This is a genomic window from Rhodococcus sp. WS3 (assembly GCF_003797085.1).
In the GTDB taxonomy this organism is placed as follows: domain Bacteria; phylum Actinomycetota; class Actinomycetes; order Mycobacteriales; family Mycobacteriaceae; genus Rhodococcus_F; species Rhodococcus_F globerula.
The window spans coordinates 585,895-606,112 of record NZ_RKMA01000003.1 but is presented as its reverse complement, the minus strand read 5'-3'; the positions used below and the strand labels follow the sequence as shown (position 1 = coordinate 606,112).

Here is a 20,218-nt window from a genome sequence, read left to right as displayed (position 1 = left end):
GCCGAGAATTCGCCGTGCTCGATCAGCGAGTATCCGGACTTCGATCCCTCGAGAAGGTTCGTCACCGTTGCGCGTCAGCCCTGGACTTGCACCAGGTTCCCTCGCCGATCGTGGCCGCACGAACGGCCACGTCAACCATAACGAGGTGCTGGTTTCTCCTCGCAAACACAGGGGTGGAATTGACCTCGTCAGCGCTCGAGGTATCGTGGCCGACATGCAGCGCGTCTATTTCTGGTTTAGCAGGCCGGCCCCGGGTGGGCCTGCCGGCGTAACCACGCGCTGACAACCTCCACCCAAGAGCCGGATTACAGACCGGCTCGCTGGAGTTCACTTCATCTCTGGGGTCGGCCTGAGAACAGGAAACCGAAACCCCATGACTGTCACCATCGACACCACAGCCACATCGGACAGCCTCGACGATCAGCGCACTGTCAGTATCAGTCCGCTGGTTTCGCCGGCGACCGTCCGAGCTCAGCACGCACCCGACGAGGTCGCGGCCGCAACCGTGCGGACCGGCCGTGCCGACACGATCAACATCCTCAACGGTGACGACGACCGTTTGATCGTTGTTGTCGGACCGTGCTCGGTACACGATCCGGAAGCTGCTATGGACTACGCCCGCCGGTTGGCTGCCAAGGCCGAAGAACTGCGGGACGACCTGCACATCGTCATGCGGGTCTACTTCGAAAAGCCGCGCACCACGCTGGGTTGGAAGGGCCTGCTCAACGATCCCCACCTCGACGGCACCTACGACGTGAACACCGGTCTTGGTATCGGCCGCAAGTTGCTGCTCGACGTGTCGAGCCTCGGTCTGCCCGTCGGCTGTGAGTTCCTCGACCCGATCATGCCGCAGTACATCGCGGACCTGGTCAGCTACGGCGCGATCGGTGCCCGGACCGCTGCGAGCCAGGTGCATCGCCAGCTGTGCAGCGCACTGTCCATGCCCGTCGGAATCAAGAACTCCACCGAAGGCGACGTGCAGGTAGCCGTCGACGGTACCCGCGCTGCGGCAGCGAGCCATGTGTTCCCCGGCACCGACCTCGACGGTCAGGCTGCCTTGATCCGTACGGCTGGTAACCCCGACTGCCACGTCATCCTGCGCGGTGGCAGCGATGGACCGAACTACGACGCCGAGACGGTCGCGGATACCCTTGCCCGCCTGCGCAAGTCGAACCTGCCCGAGCGTGTGGTCATCGACGCGAGCCACGGCAACAGCAGCAAGGATCACGAGCGTCAGGTCATCGTCCTCGACGACATCGCAGCTCGTCTCGCCGGCGGTGAGCAGGGAATCGCGGGTGTCATGTTGGAGAGCTTCATCGAGGCCGGTCGTCAGGACCTGACCTTGGGCAAGGCGGACGAACTCACCTACGGTCAGTCCATCACCGACGCGTGCATCGACTGGTCCACCACGGCAGCGCAGTTGGACCGTCTGGCGCAGGCCGTTGCCAGCCGTAGGGGCTGACGCCCCCGTGCGCCTTTCTGGTAGCGCCAACTACCAAAAAGGCGCACAGGGCCGCTAGGCCAGTACTTCTCGCGTGGCCGTGACCAGGCGTTCCAGCCAAGCGTCCGTGCCGACGGCCTGACGTAGCGGTTCGTTGGGCAATTCGATGCTGACCGGCAGTCCGGCAGGCAATGTCGACCAGATGTCGGCCAGTGCTATGCCGCCGGCGCCGGGCACCAGACGCTCTTCGCGGGCGTGACGGATCAGTTCTGCGTCATCGGTGGGAGCGGGGGTCGAACCGTCGCACATCTGGGCGTAGTGCAGCCACTCGCGCGGGATGGACGCAAGATCCTCCAGCGTTGTCGCCGAGCGGTCGGTGTGCAATGCGTCGACGAGAACGCTCCGAGCCGGACCATCTGCCGCCGAGACGATCTCGATGGCAGCGCGCGCATCGGGCACCGCAGTCCACGGCATGAATTCGAGCGAGGCGACGATGCCGTAGTTCGCGCACAGTTCCGCGAGGCGGGCATAGGAGTCCGTGAGCCGAGCGCGGTCGCGGTCGTCGCCGCCCACCAGAACGGCCTTGGCTCCGAGCTGTGCACCCGCTTCGAGAAGCGGAACATAGTCGGCGGGGTCGAAGTCGGCTGCAAGGCGGATGATTTCGAGGTCGAATACCTCAACGGGTGAATCATCCAGTCGACGCACCAGTTCGTCCAACGACTGCTTGTCCTCGTGCAGCGGGTAGGCCGTCGTACCTGGTGCCGCGGGCATCAGGCGGATGCCGATGGTGTCGAAGCCGTGTTTTTCCGCCAAGTCGACGTGCTGCATCGGTGCGGTATCGAGCACTGTGAGGGCTGCCAGTCCGAGTGAGAGTGTCATGCGTGCGCTCCAACTGTCTTGGCTCCGGCCAGTTCCCGACCTGCCAGGTAACCGAACGTCATAGCCGGGCCGAGGTTGATGCCGCCGGACGGGTAGTGCCCGCCCATCACGCTGGCCTGATCGACGCCGACGGCGAGCAATCCCTCGATGGGGCGGTCGTTGTCATCGAGAACCTGCGACGACGAGTCGGTGACAAGCCCGGCGAAGGTACCGAAACTGCCCGGCACCACCTTTACCGCGTAGTACGGACCCTTCTGTAAGGGCGCGAGCGACGGGTTCGGCCAGGGGTTGTCGGTATCGCCGGATCCCCGGTTGAACGGCGTTGTGCCGCGACCGAACTCGGGGTCTTCACCGGCCACGGCCCCGACATTGAATGCCTCGATTGTCTTTTCCAACTGCGTCGGATCAACGCCGATCTTCTCCGCCAGTTCGCGAACAGTGCGACCCCGTGTGAGGTATCCCGAGCGCAGGTACGGCTGGATCGGGATCGGCAGGGGCTTGGCCATGCCCAGCGGGAGGTAGCGCACGTACTGCTGGTCGGCAATCAACCACGAGCACACTTCTTCGCTCTCGGGAACCTGCTCGACCATCGCGAGGGTGTAGTCGTGGTAGCCGAGTGCTTCGTTGACAAAACGCTTGCCGTTCGCGAGAACTCCGATGACACCGGGCTTTCCGCGGTCGAGGATGTGCGGGAACACACCTTCCTTGCCGTTGCGGTAACGAACGATGGAGACGGGGCAGTACGCGACGGGGGAGGCAAGAGTGCGGTCGAGGCGACCACCCACGGATTCGCCGAGGGTGATGCCGTCGCCGGTGGTTGTCTTCGGAGTGAGTGACCAGTGCTCGTTTCCGGTGGGAGTACGGGGGAACAGTTCACGTCGGCGGTCGATGTCCTGGGCGAAGCCGCCGGTGGCCAGTACGACGCCGCGCGTGGCAGTCACCGAGTACGCACCATCCGGGCCTTCGAGGCGGACACCGACAACGCGACCGTCATCGTCAGTCTGCAGCGATGTTGCCGACGTTTTCACCCGAATCTCGACGCCGAGATCGAGCGCTGAGCGAAGCATCATGCCGACAAGCGCAGTGCCGTTGACGAGTTGCTGGCCACGACGCTTGGTGGCGAGATCGAACATGTGCTTTGTCACGCGAACACCACAGTGCACAAATGCTTTCGGCGATCGAGTCGAATGCAGGAATGCCTGCAGGTCGGGGCCGGCCATGATGCCCATGCCGAGGAATGACGTCTCGTACAACTGTCGACGTAGCAGCGCCGCGACGTCGGGTCCGAGCTTTCGCAAGCTCACCGGTTTCGGTCCGACGGAACGATGACCCGTGCCGGCTCCCGGTGTGTCGCCGTGAATGTCGGCGATCCTGGCTCCGGCAACGAACTTCAGTGCAGTCTTGCGTTCGAAGAACTCGACCATCTCCGGTGCGCCGTCGAGGAGTGCATCCACCTTGGCGGCGTCGAAGTTGTCGCCGAGTCGGTTCTCCAGATATGCCCGCGGCGCCGAACGATCCTCGACAACCCCATCGGCGATGGCAAACATGTTGCGCGGGGTCCACATCCACCCGCCTGACCAGGCCGTTGCGCCGCCGCAGGTGTCGGCCTTCTCGACAACGAGTACCGACGCGCCGCCATGTGCTGCGGCAATTGCTGTGGAAAGCCCGCCTGCGCCAGAGCCCACGACAACTACGTCGTAGGTGAGGGGGGTACTGCTACTCATTTCTGCTCCTTGGCAGTTGTTGCGAGAGTCGGTGTCGATGTCAGCTCGACAACCTTGCCCGTTCGTGACGATTCGTAGATTGCGGCGATGATGGCAAGTGATGCGCGGGCGTCCCGGCCGGTGACGGCGGGTTCGCGCCCGGTCAGGACGGCGTCGGCGAAGTCCTGAACCTGCAAGGTGTGGAAATCGGTGAGTGCCGCATTGACCGCTCCCACATCGAGATTGGCGTCTATGTCGGCGGAATACGGCGACTGGAACTCGACTTCGCCCGGTACGGTCCAGATTTCGTTGACACCCTCGTGCCCTTCAGGGAACTCGAGGACGCTGGCGATGGCACCGGTGCGCCCGATCACCGAGACGCGGTTGCCCAGGTTGTGATTGGCGCCGGTAGTCGCGGTGACGGTGGCGGTGCCGCCCGAAGCAAAGGAAATTACAGCTGACGCACTGTCCTCGGTCTCGATGTGCTCACCGTGGGTGTGGGTGCGGATGAAGCCGCTGACCGAGACGGCCTCGCCCATGAACCAGGCCAGCATGTCGATCTGGTGCACCGCCTGCGTCATGAGCACGCCACCGCCGTCGGTGTCCCAGCGTCCGCGCCACGCGTCGGCCGAGTAGTAGCTCGATGGGCGGTGCAGGATGACCGACGCCTCGCCGAGCGTGGGCAGTCCGATACGGCCATCGTCGATGGCGTCCCGGATCCGACGTGCGGCCGGCCAGAATCGGCGTTGGAAGAGCACCCCGAACGTGATACCGGCGCGGTCGGCGGCCTCGATCATGCGGTCGGCGGCAGCAACATCGACCGCGATGGGCTTCTCGCACAACACATGTACACCCGCTTCGGCAGCGGCCACGACTACCTCTTCATGTACCGGGTGCGGCGTGCAAACGGTGCAGGCGTCGAGTCCGAGGGCGAGAAGTTGCTCCACTGAACTCACCGCTGTGGGAATGCCGTGCGCTGCCGCGAACTCCTGGGCGCGTCCGAGATCGGGATCGCAGCAGCCGATTACCTCGACGCCGGGGACTTGCTGCAGGGCTCGGGCATGGTTGCCGGCGATCTTGCCGCAGCCGACGATTCCGACTTTCAACGTCATCAGAAATGTTCCTCTGCTTCGACGTCCCGCGCCGCAGACTCGCCGCGGTCGAGACTGTTCAGTGCTTCGATGTCCTCGCCGGAGAGGGTCACGTCGAGTGCTGCCAGGTTCTCGGCCTGACGCGTCGGGTTCGCTGATCGCGCGACCGGAACCACACCCTGCGCGACGTGCCAAGCGAGGACCACTTGAGCTGGTGTGCAACCGATTCGACCGGCGATCTCCCCGACCACGGCGTTGTCGAGCACATCGCCGCGGCCGAGCGGGCTCCACGACTGCGTGAAGATTCCGAGTTCGTCGTTGGCGCGGCGCACCGGAATTCGCGCGAGCGACGGGTCCATCTGAATCTGGTTGACTGCCGGTGCCTCGCCGGTTTCGGCGACGACGCGGCGCAGGTGGTGCTCCAGGAAGTTCGACACACCCACGTACCGAACCAGTCCGGCGTCGCGGCAGGCCAGCATCGCCTCGAACGACGCAACGTAACGATCGATTCGCGGGAGCGGCCAGTGGATCAGGAACAGATCGAGTTGATCCAGTCCCAGTCGTTCCAGGCTCTGCTCGAGCGCTCCGCGGATGTCACCGGAAACCTGGTCGTTTCCACGAAGTTTGGTGGTGACGAACAGTTCTTCTCGCGGTAGGCCCGACTCCGCCAACGCTACGCCGACGGCGTCCTCGTTGCCGTAGATCGCGGCGGTGTCGATGAGGCGGTACCCGGCCTCGATGCCGGAGAGAACCGACTTCGTGGCGTCGGCACCGACCAGTGGCCAGGTTCCGAGTCCGATGGGTGGCAACGCAGTTGCCACCGGTGCGGCTGTGTGTGCGCTCATGCGTGAACCTCCTGACGGGCCGCAGCGGCGGCGGTGATGGCGACGGCAACGTCGGCTGCGGTCACGAGTGCGGCATGGATGGATCCGCCGTCACCGCTCGCGTCGCCGACGGCATGGACCCCGAGTCGTGGTGCCAGTGAACGTAGTTCGGCCAGAAGCTCCGAGCGCGGCTCGACGCCCTGTGAGATCAGCAGCTCGCCGGGGGCGTCGACTTCGCTCAGTACACCGCCTGTCGAGATCGTGACCCGATCGGCGTCGACTTTGGTGACGATCGAGCTCAGGTAGGTCGTGAGGTTCTCACTTGAGGCCAGGCGCGGCAGCAGTACGATCTTGCCGCGTCGGCCGACGTCGTGCGCGATGGTTTCCTGCGGCCCGATCATGACGACCTGGGTGCCCTTCTGGAGCAGATCGTCGGCAACAGCGGCAGCCTCGCGGTCGGCGCCGAAAATGGTGATTGCTTCGGGGGCAGGATCTCCGGAGGCGAGGAACTCGCGAACGTCACGGACGGTACGGGTTGCTGCTCCGAGGAGGTCAGTCACGGGACCGTGCCCACCGGCAGCAAGGACGATCGCGTCGAAGTCACTGTTTGCGAGCAATGCTGCGTCAGCTCTGGTCGAAGTGTGGCACTGCACCCCCAGTTCGGCCAGTTCCGCGAGGTACCAGTCCACGATCCGCCCGTATTCGGGATATTCGTGCAGCTTCGATGCCAGAGCGAAGTCGCCACCGAGACTGGGGCGTTCGTCGTACAGGTCGACGCGATGACCGGCAATTGCGAGGTCGCGAGCAGCGGCCATTCCGGACGGACCGGCACCGATTACGGCGACGCGTACGGTGGCATCAGCCGGCTTCGTGGGCTGATCCAGTTCACGTCCGACCCACGGGTTGACGGAACAGGGAATGGGGCCGGCGGCCAGGCTGTCGATGCAGTAGTTGCAGGCGATGCAGGGGCGGTACCGGCCACCGTCGATAGCGCGATTCGGAAAGTCCGGGTCGGCGTGCAACGTACGGGCCATGCTGACGAAGTTCGCCTGGCCGGATTCGATGATCTGCGCGGCGATCTCCGGCGACGTGATGCGTCCGGCTACACCCACCGGGATGTCGAAGTCGCGCTGGTACTGCTCGGAGTACGGTGCGAGGAGTCCGCGGGACCATTCACCGGGCTGGATGATCCACTGTCCCGCTTCGTAGTTGCCGGCCGAGACGTCGAGGAAATCGAGTCGGTCAGTGTCGATGGCGTCGATGCGCGCGCGGGTTGTCTCGGCGTCGAGCCCGCCGTCAATGCCTTCGAAGGCTGAGAATCGAAGTCCCAGAGTGATTCCCGGAGCATGCTCGTGGACGGAGGCGATGACCTTGTTGACGAACAAGGTGGGGTCGGCCCACTCGTCGTCGCGGTGATTGTAAGCAGGGGAGAGGAACTGGTGGATCAAGTACCCGTGGCCACCGTGCAGGGAGATGACGTCGACGCCCGCCTGCTGGCAGCGCGCCGCAGCTTCACCGAAACAGTCGATGATGTGCTCGATGTCGTCGCCGTCGAGTTGTTCTGGCATCTCGCCGCCGACAACCAAACACGGAATCGGTGTCGGGGCAACAGGAACAAACCCGCTGACAGAACCTTGCGCCGTACGTCCACCGTGGTTGAGTTCGACTCCGACGAGGGCGCCGTGAGCGTGGATCGCGTCGGCCATCTTCTTGATACCGGGAATGCGCTCGTCGACGTCGACGCCCATCTGCCGGATGCGGCCTTTGCCGTCGGCGCGCACGTAGCTCGCCTCGGTGAAGATCAGTGCCGCACCACCTTCGGCGCGGCGAGCGAGATATGCGATGTACTCGTCCGTCATGGTGCCGTCGACTTCGCAGTAATTGCGTTCCATCGGAGCAGATACGAATCGGTTCCGAAGGCGGACGCTGCCCATGTCGAGGGGTTCGGCGAACGGTTGGGTTGCGTTCATCAGTGCTCCTGGAGCAGTTTGCGAGAGTGAGTGTTCGACTGTGCTCATGCGCTGGCCATCTCGGACAGCATGTCGCTCAGATGGCTCCGCATCCGATCCGTGTCGGCTTCGACACCGGTCAGGAGCGTGAAAGTGTCGGAGGCTTGAGCCACCAGCATCTGGCCGCCGTCGAGCACCTGGCACCCTAGGGCGAGTGCAGCGTCGAGTAATTCGGTGCGCATCGGCCGATAGACGATGTCCGCGACCCACAAGCCGGAGTGGAGCGCAGCGGGGTCGAACGGAGTTCCGGGATGGCCGACCATACCGATCGGAGACGCATTGACGACGCCGTCGCTTGTCGCCAGGTTATCGGCGATCTCACCAATCGCCAAAGCCGTTGTGCGCGTGTCGGGGAAAGCCGAGGCAACGCGTGAACATACATCGGCAGCGCGTTCTGAGTCGACGTCGGCGATGCGGAGATCCGTCGTACCGGCTGCCGCCAGCGCGTAGGCAACTGCCGAACCTGCCCCGCCGGCGCCGGCGAGGACCACTCGATCCAAGGTGGCGTCAGGTAGCCCGCGTTGAAGTGCGGTGAGGAATCCACTGTGATCGGTGTTGTGGCCGATCAGACGGCCGTTGTCGACCACAACCGTGTTGACGGCGCCGAGCAGTCGGGCGTTGTCGGACAGTTCGTCGAGGGCGTCCACGACAACTTGCTTGCACGGGTGCGTGATGTTCAGCCCGGTGAAACCACCGGTGACGGCGGCGCGAACCAACTCGCCGGTCTTCTCGACCGAGACGTTCCTTGCCTCGAGGTCGATCAGTTCGTAGCTGTAGGCGGCGAGACCGAGTGCTGCCGCTTCGTGGGAGTGCAGCGCCGGCGAGAGTGAGGTGGTGATTCCCGCGCCGACAAGGCCGATCCGGTGACGGGTGGATTCGGTAGGCATGACATTTCTCCTGCATAAGTGGGGACGGCCCCTCGCGGCGCGAAGTCAGCGCGAGGGGCCGGTCCGGTCAAGCGTTGTTGCTGGTGAGCTCTGGGTCTTGCTTCGTGAGCGTGACTGATTTCGGTTCGCCGAGTTCTGCGGTCGGCGTCCGATAGGTTTCCGGACCGCACATCGCGGCGATGGCGGAGACGACCGCAAAGCCGAGGCACATCCACGCGACCGGTGTCCAGTTGCTCTTGTCGCCTGCGGAAATCGCCTGGGCGATTGCCGGTGTGAAGCCGGCGACGAGAAGTCCGAGCATGAGGCTCACGGCCATACCGGTGTAGCGAACCTTGGCGGGGAACTGCTCCGGGAAGTACGCCGGGTAGGTGCCATTGGGCATCGCGTAGAAGATGCCGATCATGACGATTCCCGAAGCGAAAACCATGGGAACGCTTTGGGTTCCGATCGAGTGGAAGAAAACGAAGACCATCAGGCCGGCGCCGATTGCGCCGATGACGAAGATGGGCTTGCGGCCGTAGCGATCGGACAGAATGCCGAACAGCGGCTGGGTAAGTACCGCAACGAAGTTGGCCGTGGCAATTGCCCAGAGCATCGTCGAGCGTTCGAAGCCGGATTCGACGGCGTAGGCCAGGGCAAAGACGTTGACGATGGTGTTGATCATCGCGAAGGTCGAACTCATGCTGATGCGAATCACGGTGCGCCAGTGCGAGCGGAACATCTCGACGACGGGAATTCCTGCCGTGTTGTCCTGTTCCTTGAGCTCTTCGAATACCTCAGGCTCGTCGAGTGCGCGTCGCAGCCAGAGTGCAACGACGGTCACGATGATGCTGAGCCAGAAGGGAACTCGCCAGCCCCAGGAGTAAAGGTCTTCGTCGGGCAGGCTTGCTACTGGGATGAATACCAGGCTCGAGATGACGATGCCGAACATGATGCCGCTCATGGTGAACGACGTGAAGAACGAACGGCGGTGATCCGGTGAGTGTTCGAGTGTCAGTGCCGAGGAGCCGGGTGATTCTCCACCCGCAGACAGGCCTTGGAGGAGGCGAAGTAAGACGAGGATGATCGGCGCGGCAATGCCGATCTGCTCGTACGTCGGCAGGCAGCCGACGACGACGGTCGCGACTCCCATGAGCAGAAGGCACGCGAGGAGTGCGTTCTTGCGACCGTAGCGGTCACCGAGGTGTCCCCACAGCACTGCGCCGAGCGGGCGGGCGACGTAGGCCACGCCCAGGGTGCTGATGGAGAGCAGCGTGGCGGTGGAGCCTCCGCCGGGAAAGAAGATCGTGGGAAACACCAGTGCGGCGGCGGAGCCGTAGATGAAGAAGTCGTAGTACTCGAGGGTGCTTCCGAGGAAGCCCGACACTGCGGCACGCCGAGCGTTGGAGTTCGGCTTTTCGTCGGTCCCGGTCGTGGAAACTGCGGGGGTAGGCGGAGGCGCCATGGGTAGTCCTTTCGTCCCGATTGGCCGACGGTGGTGGCACGTGTCGTGATGCGTCACGCTGCGGTGACGTCCCTCACCTTTCGGCGGCTGAGACGACCTTGCCATGAAGGACTATGGCGCGTCCAACACTAAATGAGTCTCAGATAATGTCGAATTACGTCTCAATCTCGGGAGTGGGGAGGATTTCCTCCGAGGTTGCGAGGGCAACTGCGAGCGCGTCAGTCATGTGACGCGGTGACCAGGCGATTCCGTGGTTCATGTACGTCGGTTCGCCGGTGAGGGGAACGAAGACGCTGCCGGGAGGGGTAATGCCGGCCATGCCAGACGGCATCAAGGCGACGCCGACTCCCGCCGCAACGAGCATCAGGATCATGTAGGGGTCGGTGATTTCCTGGACCACGCGCGGGCGGAAGTTCGCATTCATGCAGGCCCGCATTGCCGTCTCCTGCAGGGCAGAACCGGCCGACATGGGTGTGGTGACAAATCCGTCGTCGGCCAATTCGCGTAGGTCGATTTCGCTCTCGGCGGCCAACCGGTGATCGATCGGCAGTACGACGCCAAAGGCTTCGCGGCGAATCAGGCGGGTGGACAACGGCGCCGCCGCCACCGGCAACCCGACAAACGCCAGGTCCAATGCGCCGCTCTCGAGTTGTGTCACGGCGTCTCGGGTCATGATGCGGCCCAGGAGGGTCAATTCGACCTCGGGGTACCGCTGGCGCAATGCGCGCGTCAACGGCGGCAACGCCTGGTGGTTGAGCACGCCGGTGAATCCGATCGCGACACGGCCGTACACGCCGCCGGTGGACGCGCGGGTGGCTTGACGGGCGGTTTCCATGTTTTCGAGAACGCGATAGGCGTGTGGCAGGAAAGCGTGCCCACCGGAGGTGAGCGCGACGGTGCGAGTACTGCGCTCGAAGAGTTGCACGCCGATGTTCTTCTCGAGCTTGCGAATCATCTGGCTCAGGGGCGACTGAGCCATTTGCAGCCGTGACGCGGCCCGGCCGAAATGTAGCTCTTCCGCGACCGCGACAAACGCGTGCAACCAGCGAATTTCCATCGATGTGTCCTTCGTTGATGTCGACTGTTGATTTTGACGACTCTGCCCGACGTCATATATTCGAAAATCGTACACAGTGTGACGCAGATTATATCTATTTGTATCTTAAATTGAGCGCTGAGCGCACATGATCTCCGGGAGACGAGACTGATGCAGAGCTATCCAGAAGGTGCAGTTGCGCTGATTACCGGCGGTGCCAGCGGAATTGGTGCCGCATGTTCGAAACTATTGTCCGACAACGGTGTTCGAACAATTACCGCTGACATCGCGGAGGGAGCCGACGAACGTCTCGACGTGACCGATCCGGCTGCAGTTGGCGAGTTGCGTGCGCGCATCGGCAAGGTCGACATCTTGATCAACAGTGCCGGCATCGTGGGTCCGTCGGCGCCGCTGGTCGATGTCTCGCTCGCCGACTGGCAGCGTACATTCCGAATCAACGTGGAAGGAACCTTCCTCATGTGCCGCGCCTTTGTACCCGGCATGGCCGCATCAGGTTGGGGGCGCATTGTGAATCTGGCGAGCATTGCCGCAAAAGACGGTAACCCCAACCAGAGTGCGTACTCCGCGTCGAAAGCTGCCGTCATTGCTCTGACAAAGTCACTGGGCAAGGAGATCGCGACAACCGGAGTCCTGGTCAACGCCGTGGCTCCGGCCGCCGTCGAAAGTCCGATGAACGCGGGCACCGACCCCGCAATTCTCGCTCGGTCGCAGAGTCTGACGCCGATGTCGCGGATGGGGAAGTCGGACGAAATTGCCGAGCTGATCGGCTGGTTGTCCTCGACGGCGGTGAGTTATTCGACCGGTGCGGTGTACGACGCCAGCGGAGGTCGTGCAACGTACTAGTGTCCAGGTGGAGATGACCGGGCACCAAGGCGAGGGGGACGTCGATGGCGGGTGAACGTCTGTGGCCTGTTGCAGATCGCGCGACGCGTGTGTTCTGGCGTGTAGTCGGCCGCAAAATCGACCTGTCCGAAGATACGTGGTTGCAAGCGCCGACGGCGGTGCGCGGTCCGGTGGAAGACAGTTGGATTCACGCCGAAGCGTTGCGTATCGGTGGTGCGGTTGTTGTAGGGGCAGCGGTCGAGGGTCTCCTACCACGCATGGATGCATTGGCGGGGCCGGATTTTGATCCGTCGCGGTTGACGCCGTCCATCCGTGATTTCTACGAGCGAACCTCGACGTGGCGAATGCAGGCGTGGACACAATGGGCGCCGGGATTTGCGCCGTGGGGGTCGCTGGTCGAGCGGTTCTACGGTCGGCGCGTGCAGCAACTTGCGCTGCCCGTAAACCCGATGTCAGTTGCGTATGGTGTCGACAGTTCGATTACACGCGTAGCGGATGCCGACGGCAGGCATGCGGGTTCGGCCTGGCTGCGGACACTGCGAAAGTCAGGTGACTATCTCTTCAGTGGGTACTACCGAATCGCGTTGCTGCCGAACAGTTCTCAACCCTGTGTCCATGTCTCGTTCCCGCTGGAGTCTGGGAATGTTCAGGTGTTCCTGCACCCCGAAGTCTGCGACGACGGTTCCCTGCTACTCACCTCGGGGCAAGGAGAATTCGGGGACATAGGGGCATACGTCACTGTCGTGGAGAATGGAAAGGTCTATGCGGCAAGGATTCCGATCCATGAGCGATTCCACGTGTTCGAAGACTCGGAAGGTGTTCTGCGAACCGATCACGAATTGCGTCTGTGGCGCGCCCGGGCCATGGCGTTGCATTATCGGATGGATCCTCGATAGGCGGTGGGGGAGTAGGGTGCCATCTCTCGTTTGATCAATACTCCTGGCTACAAGCAATATTCGGCCGAATGTGCCCGAAATATCCCTTGAATCGAAAAGGTGTTCGAGTATACTTGAGTCAAGGGTGGGGAGGCTCTGATGACTACGGTGAACGATTTTGTTTCGGTGGGGGATGTTGTCGCTGGTTCCGCGACGGGTGTGCGGGGCAGGTTGTGGCGGTTGCGTCCGGCCGAGGTTCGGGACGTTGCCGTTAGTGTGTCTGCGGAAATTCTTCGGTTGGAAGCGATTCGGGTTGCCGCAGTAGATGCGTTGGCGCTCAATCCGGATGAGCAGGTGCTGTGTTATCGAGGTTTGGGTCGGTGGTTGGCGGCGAATACGATGTTGCAGAATGCGGCCGGTAACAAGATCGCCGCCCTCGGTGCCGCACTGCGGGCATTCCCGGACATTACTGCCCAATTCGAGGCCGGTGATCTTTCGCTCGATCATGCGGCAATGATCGCCGCGTTCTGCGAATCCCCACCAAAAGGAATGCCGGAGAACGCTCTACCGTCCTGCATGGCAACCCTTCTCGCTGCCGCATCCGGTGTGGAGGCGACCACCATCAAACTCCGCTACGCGATTGCGGTTTTGGAGCGGATTTTCGAATCGGATGAGATCCCGCCCGGTGAGGACGACGACCTCAATGTCTTGCGGATTGCTCCGACGCTCAACGGGCGCGTGGCCATCAAGGGTGATTTCGATGCACTCACGGGCGAAATGCTGTTGTCGGCGCTCTCGGGTCTGTCGATGCCGAAACCGGCTGCGGACGGAACCCCGGATCAGCGATCGGCAGCCATACGAACCGCCGACGCCTTCACGGAACTGATTCGCCGGTACCTCGACAACGCCGTCACCGGTGTTGATGGCGGTCAGCGTCCGCATGTGAACGTGCACATCACCGCGAAAGACCTTGCCGAGCATCGCGAATGCGCCACCATGCGCAGCGAAGGCGCATCGGATGATGGTGAGTTCTACGGCAGTGCGTTCGATGACGACGAGCCTGATGTCGAGGATCTTGATGTGGGATACATGCCCTGGATGGGACCGCTCAGTGTGAGCCTGACCCGGATGCTCGCCTGCGATTGCATGCTCTCGACCGTGTTGATGGACGGCAACGGTGCGCCGTTGGATGCGACGCCGCACAAACGCCTCGTCACACCGGAACAACGCACCGCACTGATTGCCCGGGACAAAGGCTGCGCCTTCCCCAACTGCGATGCCGTACCGGCGTGGTGCGACGCGCACCATATACAACCCTGGTCAACCGGCGGACTGACGGTGATGGACAACCTCACCCTCCTCTGCCGTAGCCACCACCGGTTGATTCACAGCACCAGCGGATTCCGCGGAATCTGGGAAATCAAAATGGGCACCGATCACAAACCCTGGTTCATCCCACCAGCCGCGATCGACCCGAAACAACGACGCCGCCGCTCCACCACCCGCCAAGGACCAGTCCACCGAGACTGAAAACGGTTCCACCGGAAGTGAATACCGTGTGAGAGCTTCGCATCACCAGCTAGCCGGTGCGAAGCCAACACGCATGCGCGGGTTCGGGTATCTGTTTCTTGGTTCTCGGGTTCTTGATCGCGCGAACGGCTGACGATTCATTTTCCTGCGTGGCAGTGTGGACAGTGGCAGTGTGGACAGAGGGGCCCTGTCCGCGGATAGTGAGGAAGCACAGTGACCGACTCGGATCGCCCGCACGGCGATGTTTATGTACAGCGCGAGGGTGGCGTCACCACCATCGTCATGAATCGTCCCGACCGAAAGAATGCCGTCGACGGGCCGATGGCCGCGCAGCTGCGTGACGCATTTCTGGACTTCGAAGCCGATGATACTGCGCACGTCGCAATACTCTGGGGTGCCGGTGGAACTTTCTGCGCCGGAGCAGATCTGACGGCAGTGAATGATCCGTCGCGCTTGCATGAACTCGACCCGGAGGGCGGCGGTACGGGGCCGATGGGTCCGAGTCGGCTGGCGCTGTCGAAACCGCTGATCGCCGCTGTCAGTGGGTATGCGGTAGCCGGTGGCCTGGAATTGTCCTTGCTGGCCGATCTGCGAGTCTGTGAGGAAAACTCGGTCTTCGGTGTTTTCTGTCGGCGCTGGGGAGTGCCCTTGATCGACGGCGGAACCGTGCGATTGCCACGCATAGTGGGACAAGGCCGCGCACTCGACATGATCCTGACGGGGCGGCCCGTCGACGCCCAGGAAGCACTCTCGTTCGGGCTGGTGAATCGTGTTGTTCCGGTGGGTGACTCCTTGGCAGCAGCGCAAGAACTGGCGCAGCAGCTCACTGCGTTTCCGCAGCTGTGCATGCTGGCGGACCGGGTGTCGGCGTACCGGTCATTCGACCTTCCGCTCGCGGAAGCGCTGCGAGCGGAAGGTGCTGCTGGTAGTCCGATTGTCGCTGCCGAAGGTGCGCGCGGAGCGGCGGCCTTTGCTGCCGGTGCGGGACGGCACGGACGGTTCGAGAACGACACTCAGCAAAACAGCACTCAGCAAAACGACACTCAGCAATAAGTGCCGCGCGATTCTCAGCTGAGGCGTTCGAACACGGCAGCCAGTCCCTGGCCGCCGCCGATGCACATGGTTTCGAGGCCGTAGCGGGCTTCCCGTCGATCCATTTCGCGCAGCAGGGTGGCGAGGATTCGTCCGCCGGTCGCACCTACGGGGTGACCGAGTGAGATGCCGGAGCCGTTGGGGTTGATGCGGGGGTCGTCGGCTTCGAGTTTCCAGGTGCGCAGAACTGCAAGTGCCTGTGCGGCAAAGGCTTCGTTGAGTTCGATGACGTCCATGTCCGCCAAGGTGAGGCCGAGGCGGCCAAGTGCCTTCTCGGACGCCGGAACGGGGCCGATGCCCATGGTGCGGGGTGGAACACCGGCAACACTCCAACTGGCAAGGCGGGCAAGGGGACGCAGACCGAGTGAGCGTGCCTTCTCGGCGGTGGTGACGATGGCGAGTGCCGCGCCGTCGTTCTGACCGCTCGCGTTGCCGGCCGTGACGGTGGAGTCGGGATCGATCTTGCCGCGCATGGGGCGAAGGAGGGCAAGGGATTCCATCGAGGTGTCGGCGCGCGGATGCTCGTCGGTGTCGACGAGGAGTGCGTCGCCCTTGCGCTGGGGTACGGAGACCGGAACGATTTCCTGGGCGAAGATGCCATTCTTCTGGGCGGCGACTGCGCGCTGATGAGACTGCACGGCTAATGCGTCCTGATCCTCGCGGCTGATGGAGAACTCTGCCCGCAAGTTCTCTGCGGTTTCGATCATGCCTCCGGGAACCGGGAAATCGCGGCCGCCGGCAGTGACACGGGCGCGGGCCAGACGATCACTGAGCGCCACGGCTTCACCTTTGACGCCCCAACGCATTCCGGTGGCGTAGAACTCGGCCGCACTCATGGACTCGGCGCCGCCGGCGAGAACCAGATCGCTGCCGCCGGACTGAACCTGCATGACTGCCGCGATGATCGCCTGCAATCCGGATCCGCAGCGCCGATCCACCTGCATGCCGGGGACATCGATGCCGAGTCCGGCATTGAGCGCGGCAATGCGGCCGATGGCCGGGGCCTCACCGCTCGGGGATGCCTGCCCCAAGATCACGTCGTCCACATCGGAACCGGAAATTCCGGTGCGCGAGACGAGTTCGGTGATGAGGGTGGAAGCGAGGTCTTCCGGTGCGATGTCGCGGAAGACACCGCCGAAGCGGCCTACCGGTGTGCGGAGCGGTTCGCAGATGACGACGTCAGGCATAAGTTCTTCCTTGGAGTGGGCTCGATCAGCGCGTAGCAGCCGAGTGATTGTTCGAGGATTGAGTACGGCCGAGATCGGCGGAAATCGCGTCGGCGGTGGCTATCGCAGCCGGAACAAGTTCAGCGAGAACCGCTTCGGTGCTGTAGCGGGCAGCCTGGGTGGAAATATTCACCGCAGCAACCACGGCGCCGTTGGCATCGCGAATCGGTGCTGCGAGCGATCGCAACCCCTCTTCGAGCTCCTGATCGACCACTGAGTAACCGTCGGCGCGAATCTTGTCGAGTTCGGCCCGCAGTTCTTCGGGAGTCGAGATGGTCTTGCCCGTGAGACGTGTGAACGAGACTCGGGACAGGTACTGCTCGAGTGCGTCGTCTGGCAGACCGGCGAGCAGCACTCGCCCCATGGACGTTGCGTACGCCGGAAAGCGAGTGCCGATGGTGATGGAAACCGTCATGATGCGGCTGACCGGTACGCGGGCGACGTACACGACGTCGTCGCCGTCGAGGATGGAGACCGAGGTGGATTCCCGGACCTTGGCGGACAGCGCCTCCAGATGCGGTCCCGCGAGCTCGGGCAGCGACAGGCTGGACAGGTAGCTGTACCCGAGTTCGAGAACGCGTGGAGTCAGCCAGAACACCGAACCATCCGTACGTACGTACTGGAGCTCCACCAGAGTGAGCAGAAACCGACGCGCTGTGGCACGCGTGAGATCGGTGGTCCGGGCGACTTCACTGAGCGTGCGCCGGGGGTGCTCGCCATCAAACGCCTTGATGACGGACAGTCCGCGGGCCAGCGACTGCACGTAGTCGGGTGACGGCCCCGGCGACTGGTCGCTGTTAATTTCGCTCATGGTGTCGTGTTCTCCTCGGGCTTCGGCGTGAGGTCCGCGAGTGCCTGCTTACCCAGCGCAAAAGCCTGATTGCTGTTCGGCACACCCGCATAGACCGCGGTATGGAGAAATACTTCCACGAGTTGATCCGGATCCATTCCGCTGCGCAGTGCGGCGCGGATATGCATGTCGAGTTCGTGCTCGTTGCCGACTGCGGTGAGTATCGCGAGAGTCAGCAGCCTGCGTGTGTGGTGATCGAGTCCGGGACGCGACCAAATGTCACCCCAGGCGGTGCGAGTGATGAAATCCTGGAACGGCGCGGTGAACTCGGTGGCGCCGGCGACGGACCGATCGACGTGGGCGTCACCGAGAACCTGGCGCCGGACGGTCATCCCGGCCGCGACCGCGGCGCTGCGCTGAGCAACCGCCGGTGTATGCGAGGAAATATGCGCCGCAAGGAGTTTGGTGACGCGTCCGGCCTGCTCGACATTGGCGAGGTGCGCTCCGGGATCGACGACGTGCATCACGGAGTCGGCAATACCGTCGGCAATCGCTGCCAGGGTGGCCGGGGGAGTCGACGGGTCCTGCTCACCCGCGATGAGGAGGGTCGGAGCCACGATCCGGGCGAGGTCGCCGCGGCCGTCCCAGACGGCGAGTGCTTCGCAGCAGGCAGCGTATCCCTCGTCGGGTGTTGCCTCGACCATCGCCACATGCCGCGCGACAAGTTCCGGATCGCTTTTGGCAAGTCCGGGTGTGAACCAGCGGCCGACAACAGCTGCGGCAATGGACGCGATGCCGTCGGTGCGGACGGTCTGCGCTCGATCGATCCACGGCTGGGCCGGGGCAAACTGCGAGGACGTGCACAGCAATGTCAGGGTGTCGACGCGAGTGGGATGGTGCGCGGCGATCCACTGGCTGACTGCACCGCCGAGGGAGAGTCCGACCAGGTGAACCGACTCGAGTTCGAGCGAATCGATCAGTGCGATGACGTCTCCGGCAAGGTCCGCGACGGTGTACGGGCCGGCGGGTACCGGGGACTTACCGTGACCACGATGATCGACGGCGACGACGCGGTAGCGGTTCGACAGCGCATGGATCTGCGGCGCCCACATGGAGAGATCGGATCCGAGCGAGCCGAGGAACACGACTGCGGGAGCATCGGGATTGCCGGTCTGGTGAAAGTTGAGCGCGACGCTCATCGGGGTCCTCCTGTGGGGCGTGCGGCGAGGGCTCGGTCGACCAGGTCGGTGGCGTGGCCCAGATACTGTGCTGGATCAAGAAGTTCGGTAAGTTCGGCTGCGGTCAAGTGTTCCGTGATTGCCGGGTCGCGGTCCAAGCGCGTGCCGGAAGCGGCTGCGGCGGTGACGATGTCACGAGCACGATCGGTGTGCGCCGAGAGTGCCTTCGTGACCCGTTCGGCAAGAATCAAACCACCGGTGATGTCGAGGTTGCGTGCCATCGAATCGGTATGCACCTGCAAGCCGGCAAGACTGACGCACAATTGATGCGCCGCTCCGCCGGCCAGACGCAGGAGATCTGTGACGGTTTCCCACTCCGCATGCCACGGACCGGCCGCCCGCGCGAACTCGTGATCCATGTTGGACAGCGCTGTGGCGACGAGTGCGGGAACACGCCGCGCCGCCGCACGGGCGGTAACGGCGGCAACCGGATTCTGCTTGTGCGGCATGGCGGATGAGCCGCCTGGAGTTTTCTCGGCAACTTCGGAAAGCTCCGTCGATGCCATGACGGTGATGTCTGTAGCCGGTTTGGACACGGCCCCAGCGACGATGCCGAGGGTGGTTGCCAGTTCGGCGATGGTCACGCGATCGGTATGCCACGGAACAAGCTGCCGAGCCAAGCCGAGTTCGTCGGCAAAAGCGTCGGCGAGTGCGAGACCGTTCGGATACGACGCGGCGAGTGTGCCTGCGGCACCGCCGAATTGAACGGGCAATGTCGACAGTACGGTCTCGAGTCGATTGGCAGCGGCGTCGAGTGCGGTGAACCAGCTTGTTGCCAGTAGCCCGAAGGTGGTCGGAAGTGCTTGTTGCCCCAGGGTTCTCGCCACCATCGGCGTCGAGCGATGGAGTCGGGCGAGGTGAGCTGCAGAGTCGGCAGCCCAGGTCAGATCTGCGAGTACAACAGAGCCTGCGCGGCGCGTCAGCAGCATGAGTGCGGAATCCATGATGTCCTGGCTGGTGGCGCCCGGGTGAACAACATTGCCAGGTATACCGTCCTGAGCAACACGTTCACGCAGAATCTTCACGAGCGGGATCACCGGATTACCACCCGAGGCAGAGGCGCGACCCAGTGCGACGATGTCGAGCCCACCGGGTTTGGACAGCTCTGCGGCAGCAGCCGCCACAGCGGCGCACTGGTTACCGTCGGCCAACCCGATCGTGGCCGCCGCACAGCTCAGTGCGGCTTCCACGTCGAGCAACGCGGTCACCCACGCCTGGTCTGACAGATGCTCGGATACCAGGGTGGCACCGAACACCGGATCGAACAGTGCGCCGCGAGTGGACATGTG

17 protein-coding genes and 1 riboswitch are annotated in these 20,218 nt (G+C 63.4%); of the genes, 5 read left to right on the top strand and 12 right to left on the bottom strand.

Features of this window, described 5'->3' with window-relative positions:
* Positions 1-6 precede the first annotated feature (6 nt).
* A riboswitch (cobalamin riboswitch) is annotated at positions 7-143 on the bottom strand.
* Between the two features lie 230 nt (positions 144-373).
* A complete protein-coding gene (locus tag EEB13_RS24010; RefSeq protein ID WP_033234043.1) occupies positions 374-1,462 on the top strand; it encodes a 3-deoxy-7-phosphoheptulonate synthase in 1,089 nt (362 codons plus the stop codon).
* 54 nt (positions 1,463-1,516) lie between these two features.
* On the opposite strand, the gene EEB13_RS24005 is transcribed toward EEB13_RS24010, so the two are convergent.
* The 8 genes from EEB13_RS24005 to EEB13_RS23970 form a co-directional block, all read right to left on the bottom strand.
* Positions 1,517-2,320: a sugar phosphate isomerase/epimerase family protein gene (locus tag EEB13_RS24005; protein WP_141486432.1), complete on the bottom strand. Its 804-nt coding sequence runs from the start codon at positions 2,318-2,320 to the stop codon at positions 1,517-1,519.
* On the bottom strand, positions 2,317-4,044 hold the full coding sequence (locus EEB13_RS24000) for an FAD-dependent oxidoreductase (RefSeq protein WP_141486431.1): 1,728 nt from the start codon (positions 4,042-4,044) through the stop codon (positions 2,317-2,319). The genes EEB13_RS24005 and EEB13_RS24000 overlap by 4 nt, the downstream gene beginning before the upstream one ends.
* On the bottom strand, positions 4,041-5,135 hold the full coding sequence (locus tag EEB13_RS23995) for a Gfo/Idh/MocA family protein (RefSeq protein ID WP_141486430.1): 1,095 nt from the start codon (positions 5,133-5,135) through the stop codon (positions 4,041-4,043). Before EEB13_RS23995 ends, EEB13_RS24000 begins: the two co-directional genes overlap by 4 nt.
* Positions 5,135-5,959: an aldo/keto reductase gene (locus tag EEB13_RS23990; RefSeq protein ID WP_021345325.1), complete on the bottom strand. Its 825-nt coding sequence runs from the start codon at positions 5,957-5,959 to the stop codon at positions 5,135-5,137. Before EEB13_RS23990 ends, EEB13_RS23995 begins: the two co-directional genes overlap by 1 nt.
* The gene (locus EEB13_RS23985) at positions 5,956-7,908 is read right to left on the bottom strand and encodes an FAD-dependent oxidoreductase (RefSeq protein ID WP_187328618.1); all 1,953 of its coding nucleotides are present in this window, start codon (positions 7,906-7,908) and stop codon (positions 5,956-5,958) included. The genes EEB13_RS23990 and EEB13_RS23985 overlap by 4 nt, the downstream gene beginning before the upstream one ends.
* A gap of 44 nt (positions 7,909-7,952) precedes the next feature.
* On the bottom strand, positions 7,953-8,834 hold the full coding sequence (locus EEB13_RS23980) for a shikimate dehydrogenase (RefSeq protein WP_141486428.1): 882 nt from the start codon (positions 8,832-8,834) through the stop codon (positions 7,953-7,955).
* 67 nt (positions 8,835-8,901) lie between these two features.
* Positions 8,902-10,278 (bottom strand): MFS transporter, encoded by a 1,377-nt coding sequence (locus EEB13_RS23975; protein WP_033234049.1) that lies wholly within the window; start codon positions 10,276-10,278, stop codon positions 8,902-8,904.
* Between the two features lie 154 nt (positions 10,279-10,432).
* The gene (locus tag EEB13_RS23970; protein ID WP_033234050.1) at positions 10,433-11,335 is read right to left on the bottom strand and encodes a LysR family transcriptional regulator; all 903 of its coding nucleotides are present in this window, start codon (positions 11,333-11,335) and stop codon (positions 10,433-10,435) included.
* Positions 11,336-11,485: 150 nt separating this feature from the next.
* Between EEB13_RS23970 and EEB13_RS23965 the strand changes: the two genes are divergently transcribed.
* The 4 genes from EEB13_RS23965 (at position 11,486) to EEB13_RS23950 (ending at position 15,636) form a co-directional block, all read left to right on the top strand.
* Positions 11,486-12,178, top strand: a complete 693-nt coding sequence (locus EEB13_RS23965; protein WP_033234051.1) for an SDR family NAD(P)-dependent oxidoreductase — start codon at positions 11,486-11,488, stop codon at positions 12,176-12,178.
* Between the two features lie 44 nt (positions 12,179-12,222).
* Positions 12,223-13,074: a hypothetical protein gene (locus tag EEB13_RS23960; RefSeq protein ID WP_141486427.1), complete on the top strand. Its 852-nt coding sequence runs from the start codon at positions 12,223-12,225 to the stop codon at positions 13,072-13,074.
* Positions 13,075-13,212: 138 nt separating this feature from the next.
* A complete protein-coding gene (locus tag EEB13_RS23955; RefSeq protein WP_141486426.1) occupies positions 13,213-14,583 on the top strand; it encodes an HNH endonuclease signature motif containing protein in 1,371 nt (456 codons plus the stop codon).
* Positions 14,584-14,796: 213 nt separating this feature from the next.
* On the top strand, positions 14,797-15,636 hold the full coding sequence (locus EEB13_RS23950) for a crotonase/enoyl-CoA hydratase family protein (RefSeq protein WP_141486425.1): 840 nt from the start codon (positions 14,797-14,799) through the stop codon (positions 15,634-15,636).
* Between the two features lie 14 nt (positions 15,637-15,650).
* On the opposite strand, the gene EEB13_RS23945 is transcribed toward EEB13_RS23950, so the two are convergent.
* From EEB13_RS23945 to pcaB, 4 genes are read right to left on the bottom strand one after another with little or no spacing between them, the layout of a single operon-like run.
* Positions 15,651-16,862, bottom strand: a complete 1,212-nt coding sequence (locus EEB13_RS23945; RefSeq protein WP_141486424.1) for an acetyl-CoA C-acetyltransferase — start codon at positions 16,860-16,862, stop codon at positions 15,651-15,653.
* A 25-nt stretch (positions 16,863-16,887) separates the two neighbouring features.
* Positions 16,888-17,712: an IclR family transcriptional regulator gene (locus EEB13_RS23940; RefSeq protein ID WP_141486423.1), complete on the bottom strand. Its 825-nt coding sequence runs from the start codon at positions 17,710-17,712 to the stop codon at positions 16,888-16,890.
* The gene (pcaD, locus tag EEB13_RS23935; protein ID WP_141486422.1) at positions 17,709-18,890 is read right to left on the bottom strand and encodes a 3-oxoadipate enol-lactonase; all 1,182 of its coding nucleotides are present in this window, start codon (positions 18,888-18,890) and stop codon (positions 17,709-17,711) included. The genes EEB13_RS23940 and pcaD overlap by 4 nt, the downstream gene beginning before the upstream one ends.
* A complete protein-coding gene (gene pcaB / locus EEB13_RS23930) occupies positions 18,887-20,215 on the bottom strand; it encodes a 3-carboxy-cis,cis-muconate cycloisomerase (RefSeq protein WP_141486421.1) in 1,329 nt (442 codons plus the stop codon). Before pcaB ends, pcaD begins: the two co-directional genes overlap by 4 nt.
* Positions 20,216-20,218: the final 3 nt, after the last annotated feature.

Bases quoted from the DNA above. Each gene is read 5' to 3' on its own strand.
- EEB13_RS24010 (WP_033234043.1), top strand. From the start codon at position 374: ATGACTGTCACCATCGACACCACAGCCACATCGGACAGCCTCGACGAT.
- EEB13_RS24005 (WP_141486432.1), bottom strand. From the start codon at position 2,320: ATGACACTCTCACTCGGACTGGCAGCCCTCACAGTGCTCGATACCGCA.
- EEB13_RS24000 (WP_141486431.1), bottom strand. From the start codon at position 4,044: ATGAGTAGCAGTACCCCCCTCACCTACGACGTAGTTGTCGTGGGCTCT.
- EEB13_RS23995 (WP_141486430.1), bottom strand. From the start codon at position 5,135: ATGACGTTGAAAGTCGGAATCGTCGGCTGCGGCAAGATCGCCGGCAAC.
- EEB13_RS23990 (WP_021345325.1), bottom strand. From the start codon at position 5,959: ATGAGCGCACACACAGCCGCACCGGTGGCAACTGCGTTGCCACCCATC.
- EEB13_RS23985 (WP_187328618.1), bottom strand. From the start codon at position 7,908: ATGAACGCAACCCAACCGTTCGCCGAACCCCTCGACATGGGCAGCGTC.
- EEB13_RS23980 (WP_141486428.1), bottom strand. From the start codon at position 8,834: ATGCCTACCGAATCCACCCGTCACCGGATCGGCCTTGTCGGCGCGGGA.
- EEB13_RS23975 (WP_033234049.1), bottom strand. From the start codon at position 10,278: ATGGCGCCTCCGCCTACCCCCGCAGTTTCCACGACCGGGACCGACGAA.
- EEB13_RS23970 (WP_033234050.1), bottom strand. From the start codon at position 11,335: ATGGAAATTCGCTGGTTGCACGCGTTTGTCGCGGTCGCGGAAGAGCTA.
- EEB13_RS23965 (WP_033234051.1), top strand. From the start codon at position 11,486: ATGCAGAGCTATCCAGAAGGTGCAGTTGCGCTGATTACCGGCGGTGCC.
- EEB13_RS23960 (WP_141486427.1), top strand. From the start codon at position 12,223: ATGGCGGGTGAACGTCTGTGGCCTGTTGCAGATCGCGCGACGCGTGTG.
- EEB13_RS23955 (WP_141486426.1), top strand. From the start codon at position 13,213: ATGACTACGGTGAACGATTTTGTTTCGGTGGGGGATGTTGTCGCTGGT.
- EEB13_RS23945 (WP_141486424.1), bottom strand. From the start codon at position 16,862: ATGCCTGACGTCGTCATCTGCGAACCGCTCCGCACACCGGTAGGCCGC.
- EEB13_RS23940 (WP_141486423.1), bottom strand. From the start codon at position 17,712: ATGAGCGAAATTAACAGCGACCAGTCGCCGGGGCCGTCACCCGACTAC.
- pcaD (WP_141486422.1), bottom strand. From the start codon at position 18,890: ATGAGCGTCGCGCTCAACTTTCACCAGACCGGCAATCCCGATGCTCCC.
- pcaB (WP_141486421.1), bottom strand. From the start codon at position 20,215: ATGTCCACTCGCGGCGCACTGTTCGATCCGGTGTTCGGTGCCACCCTG.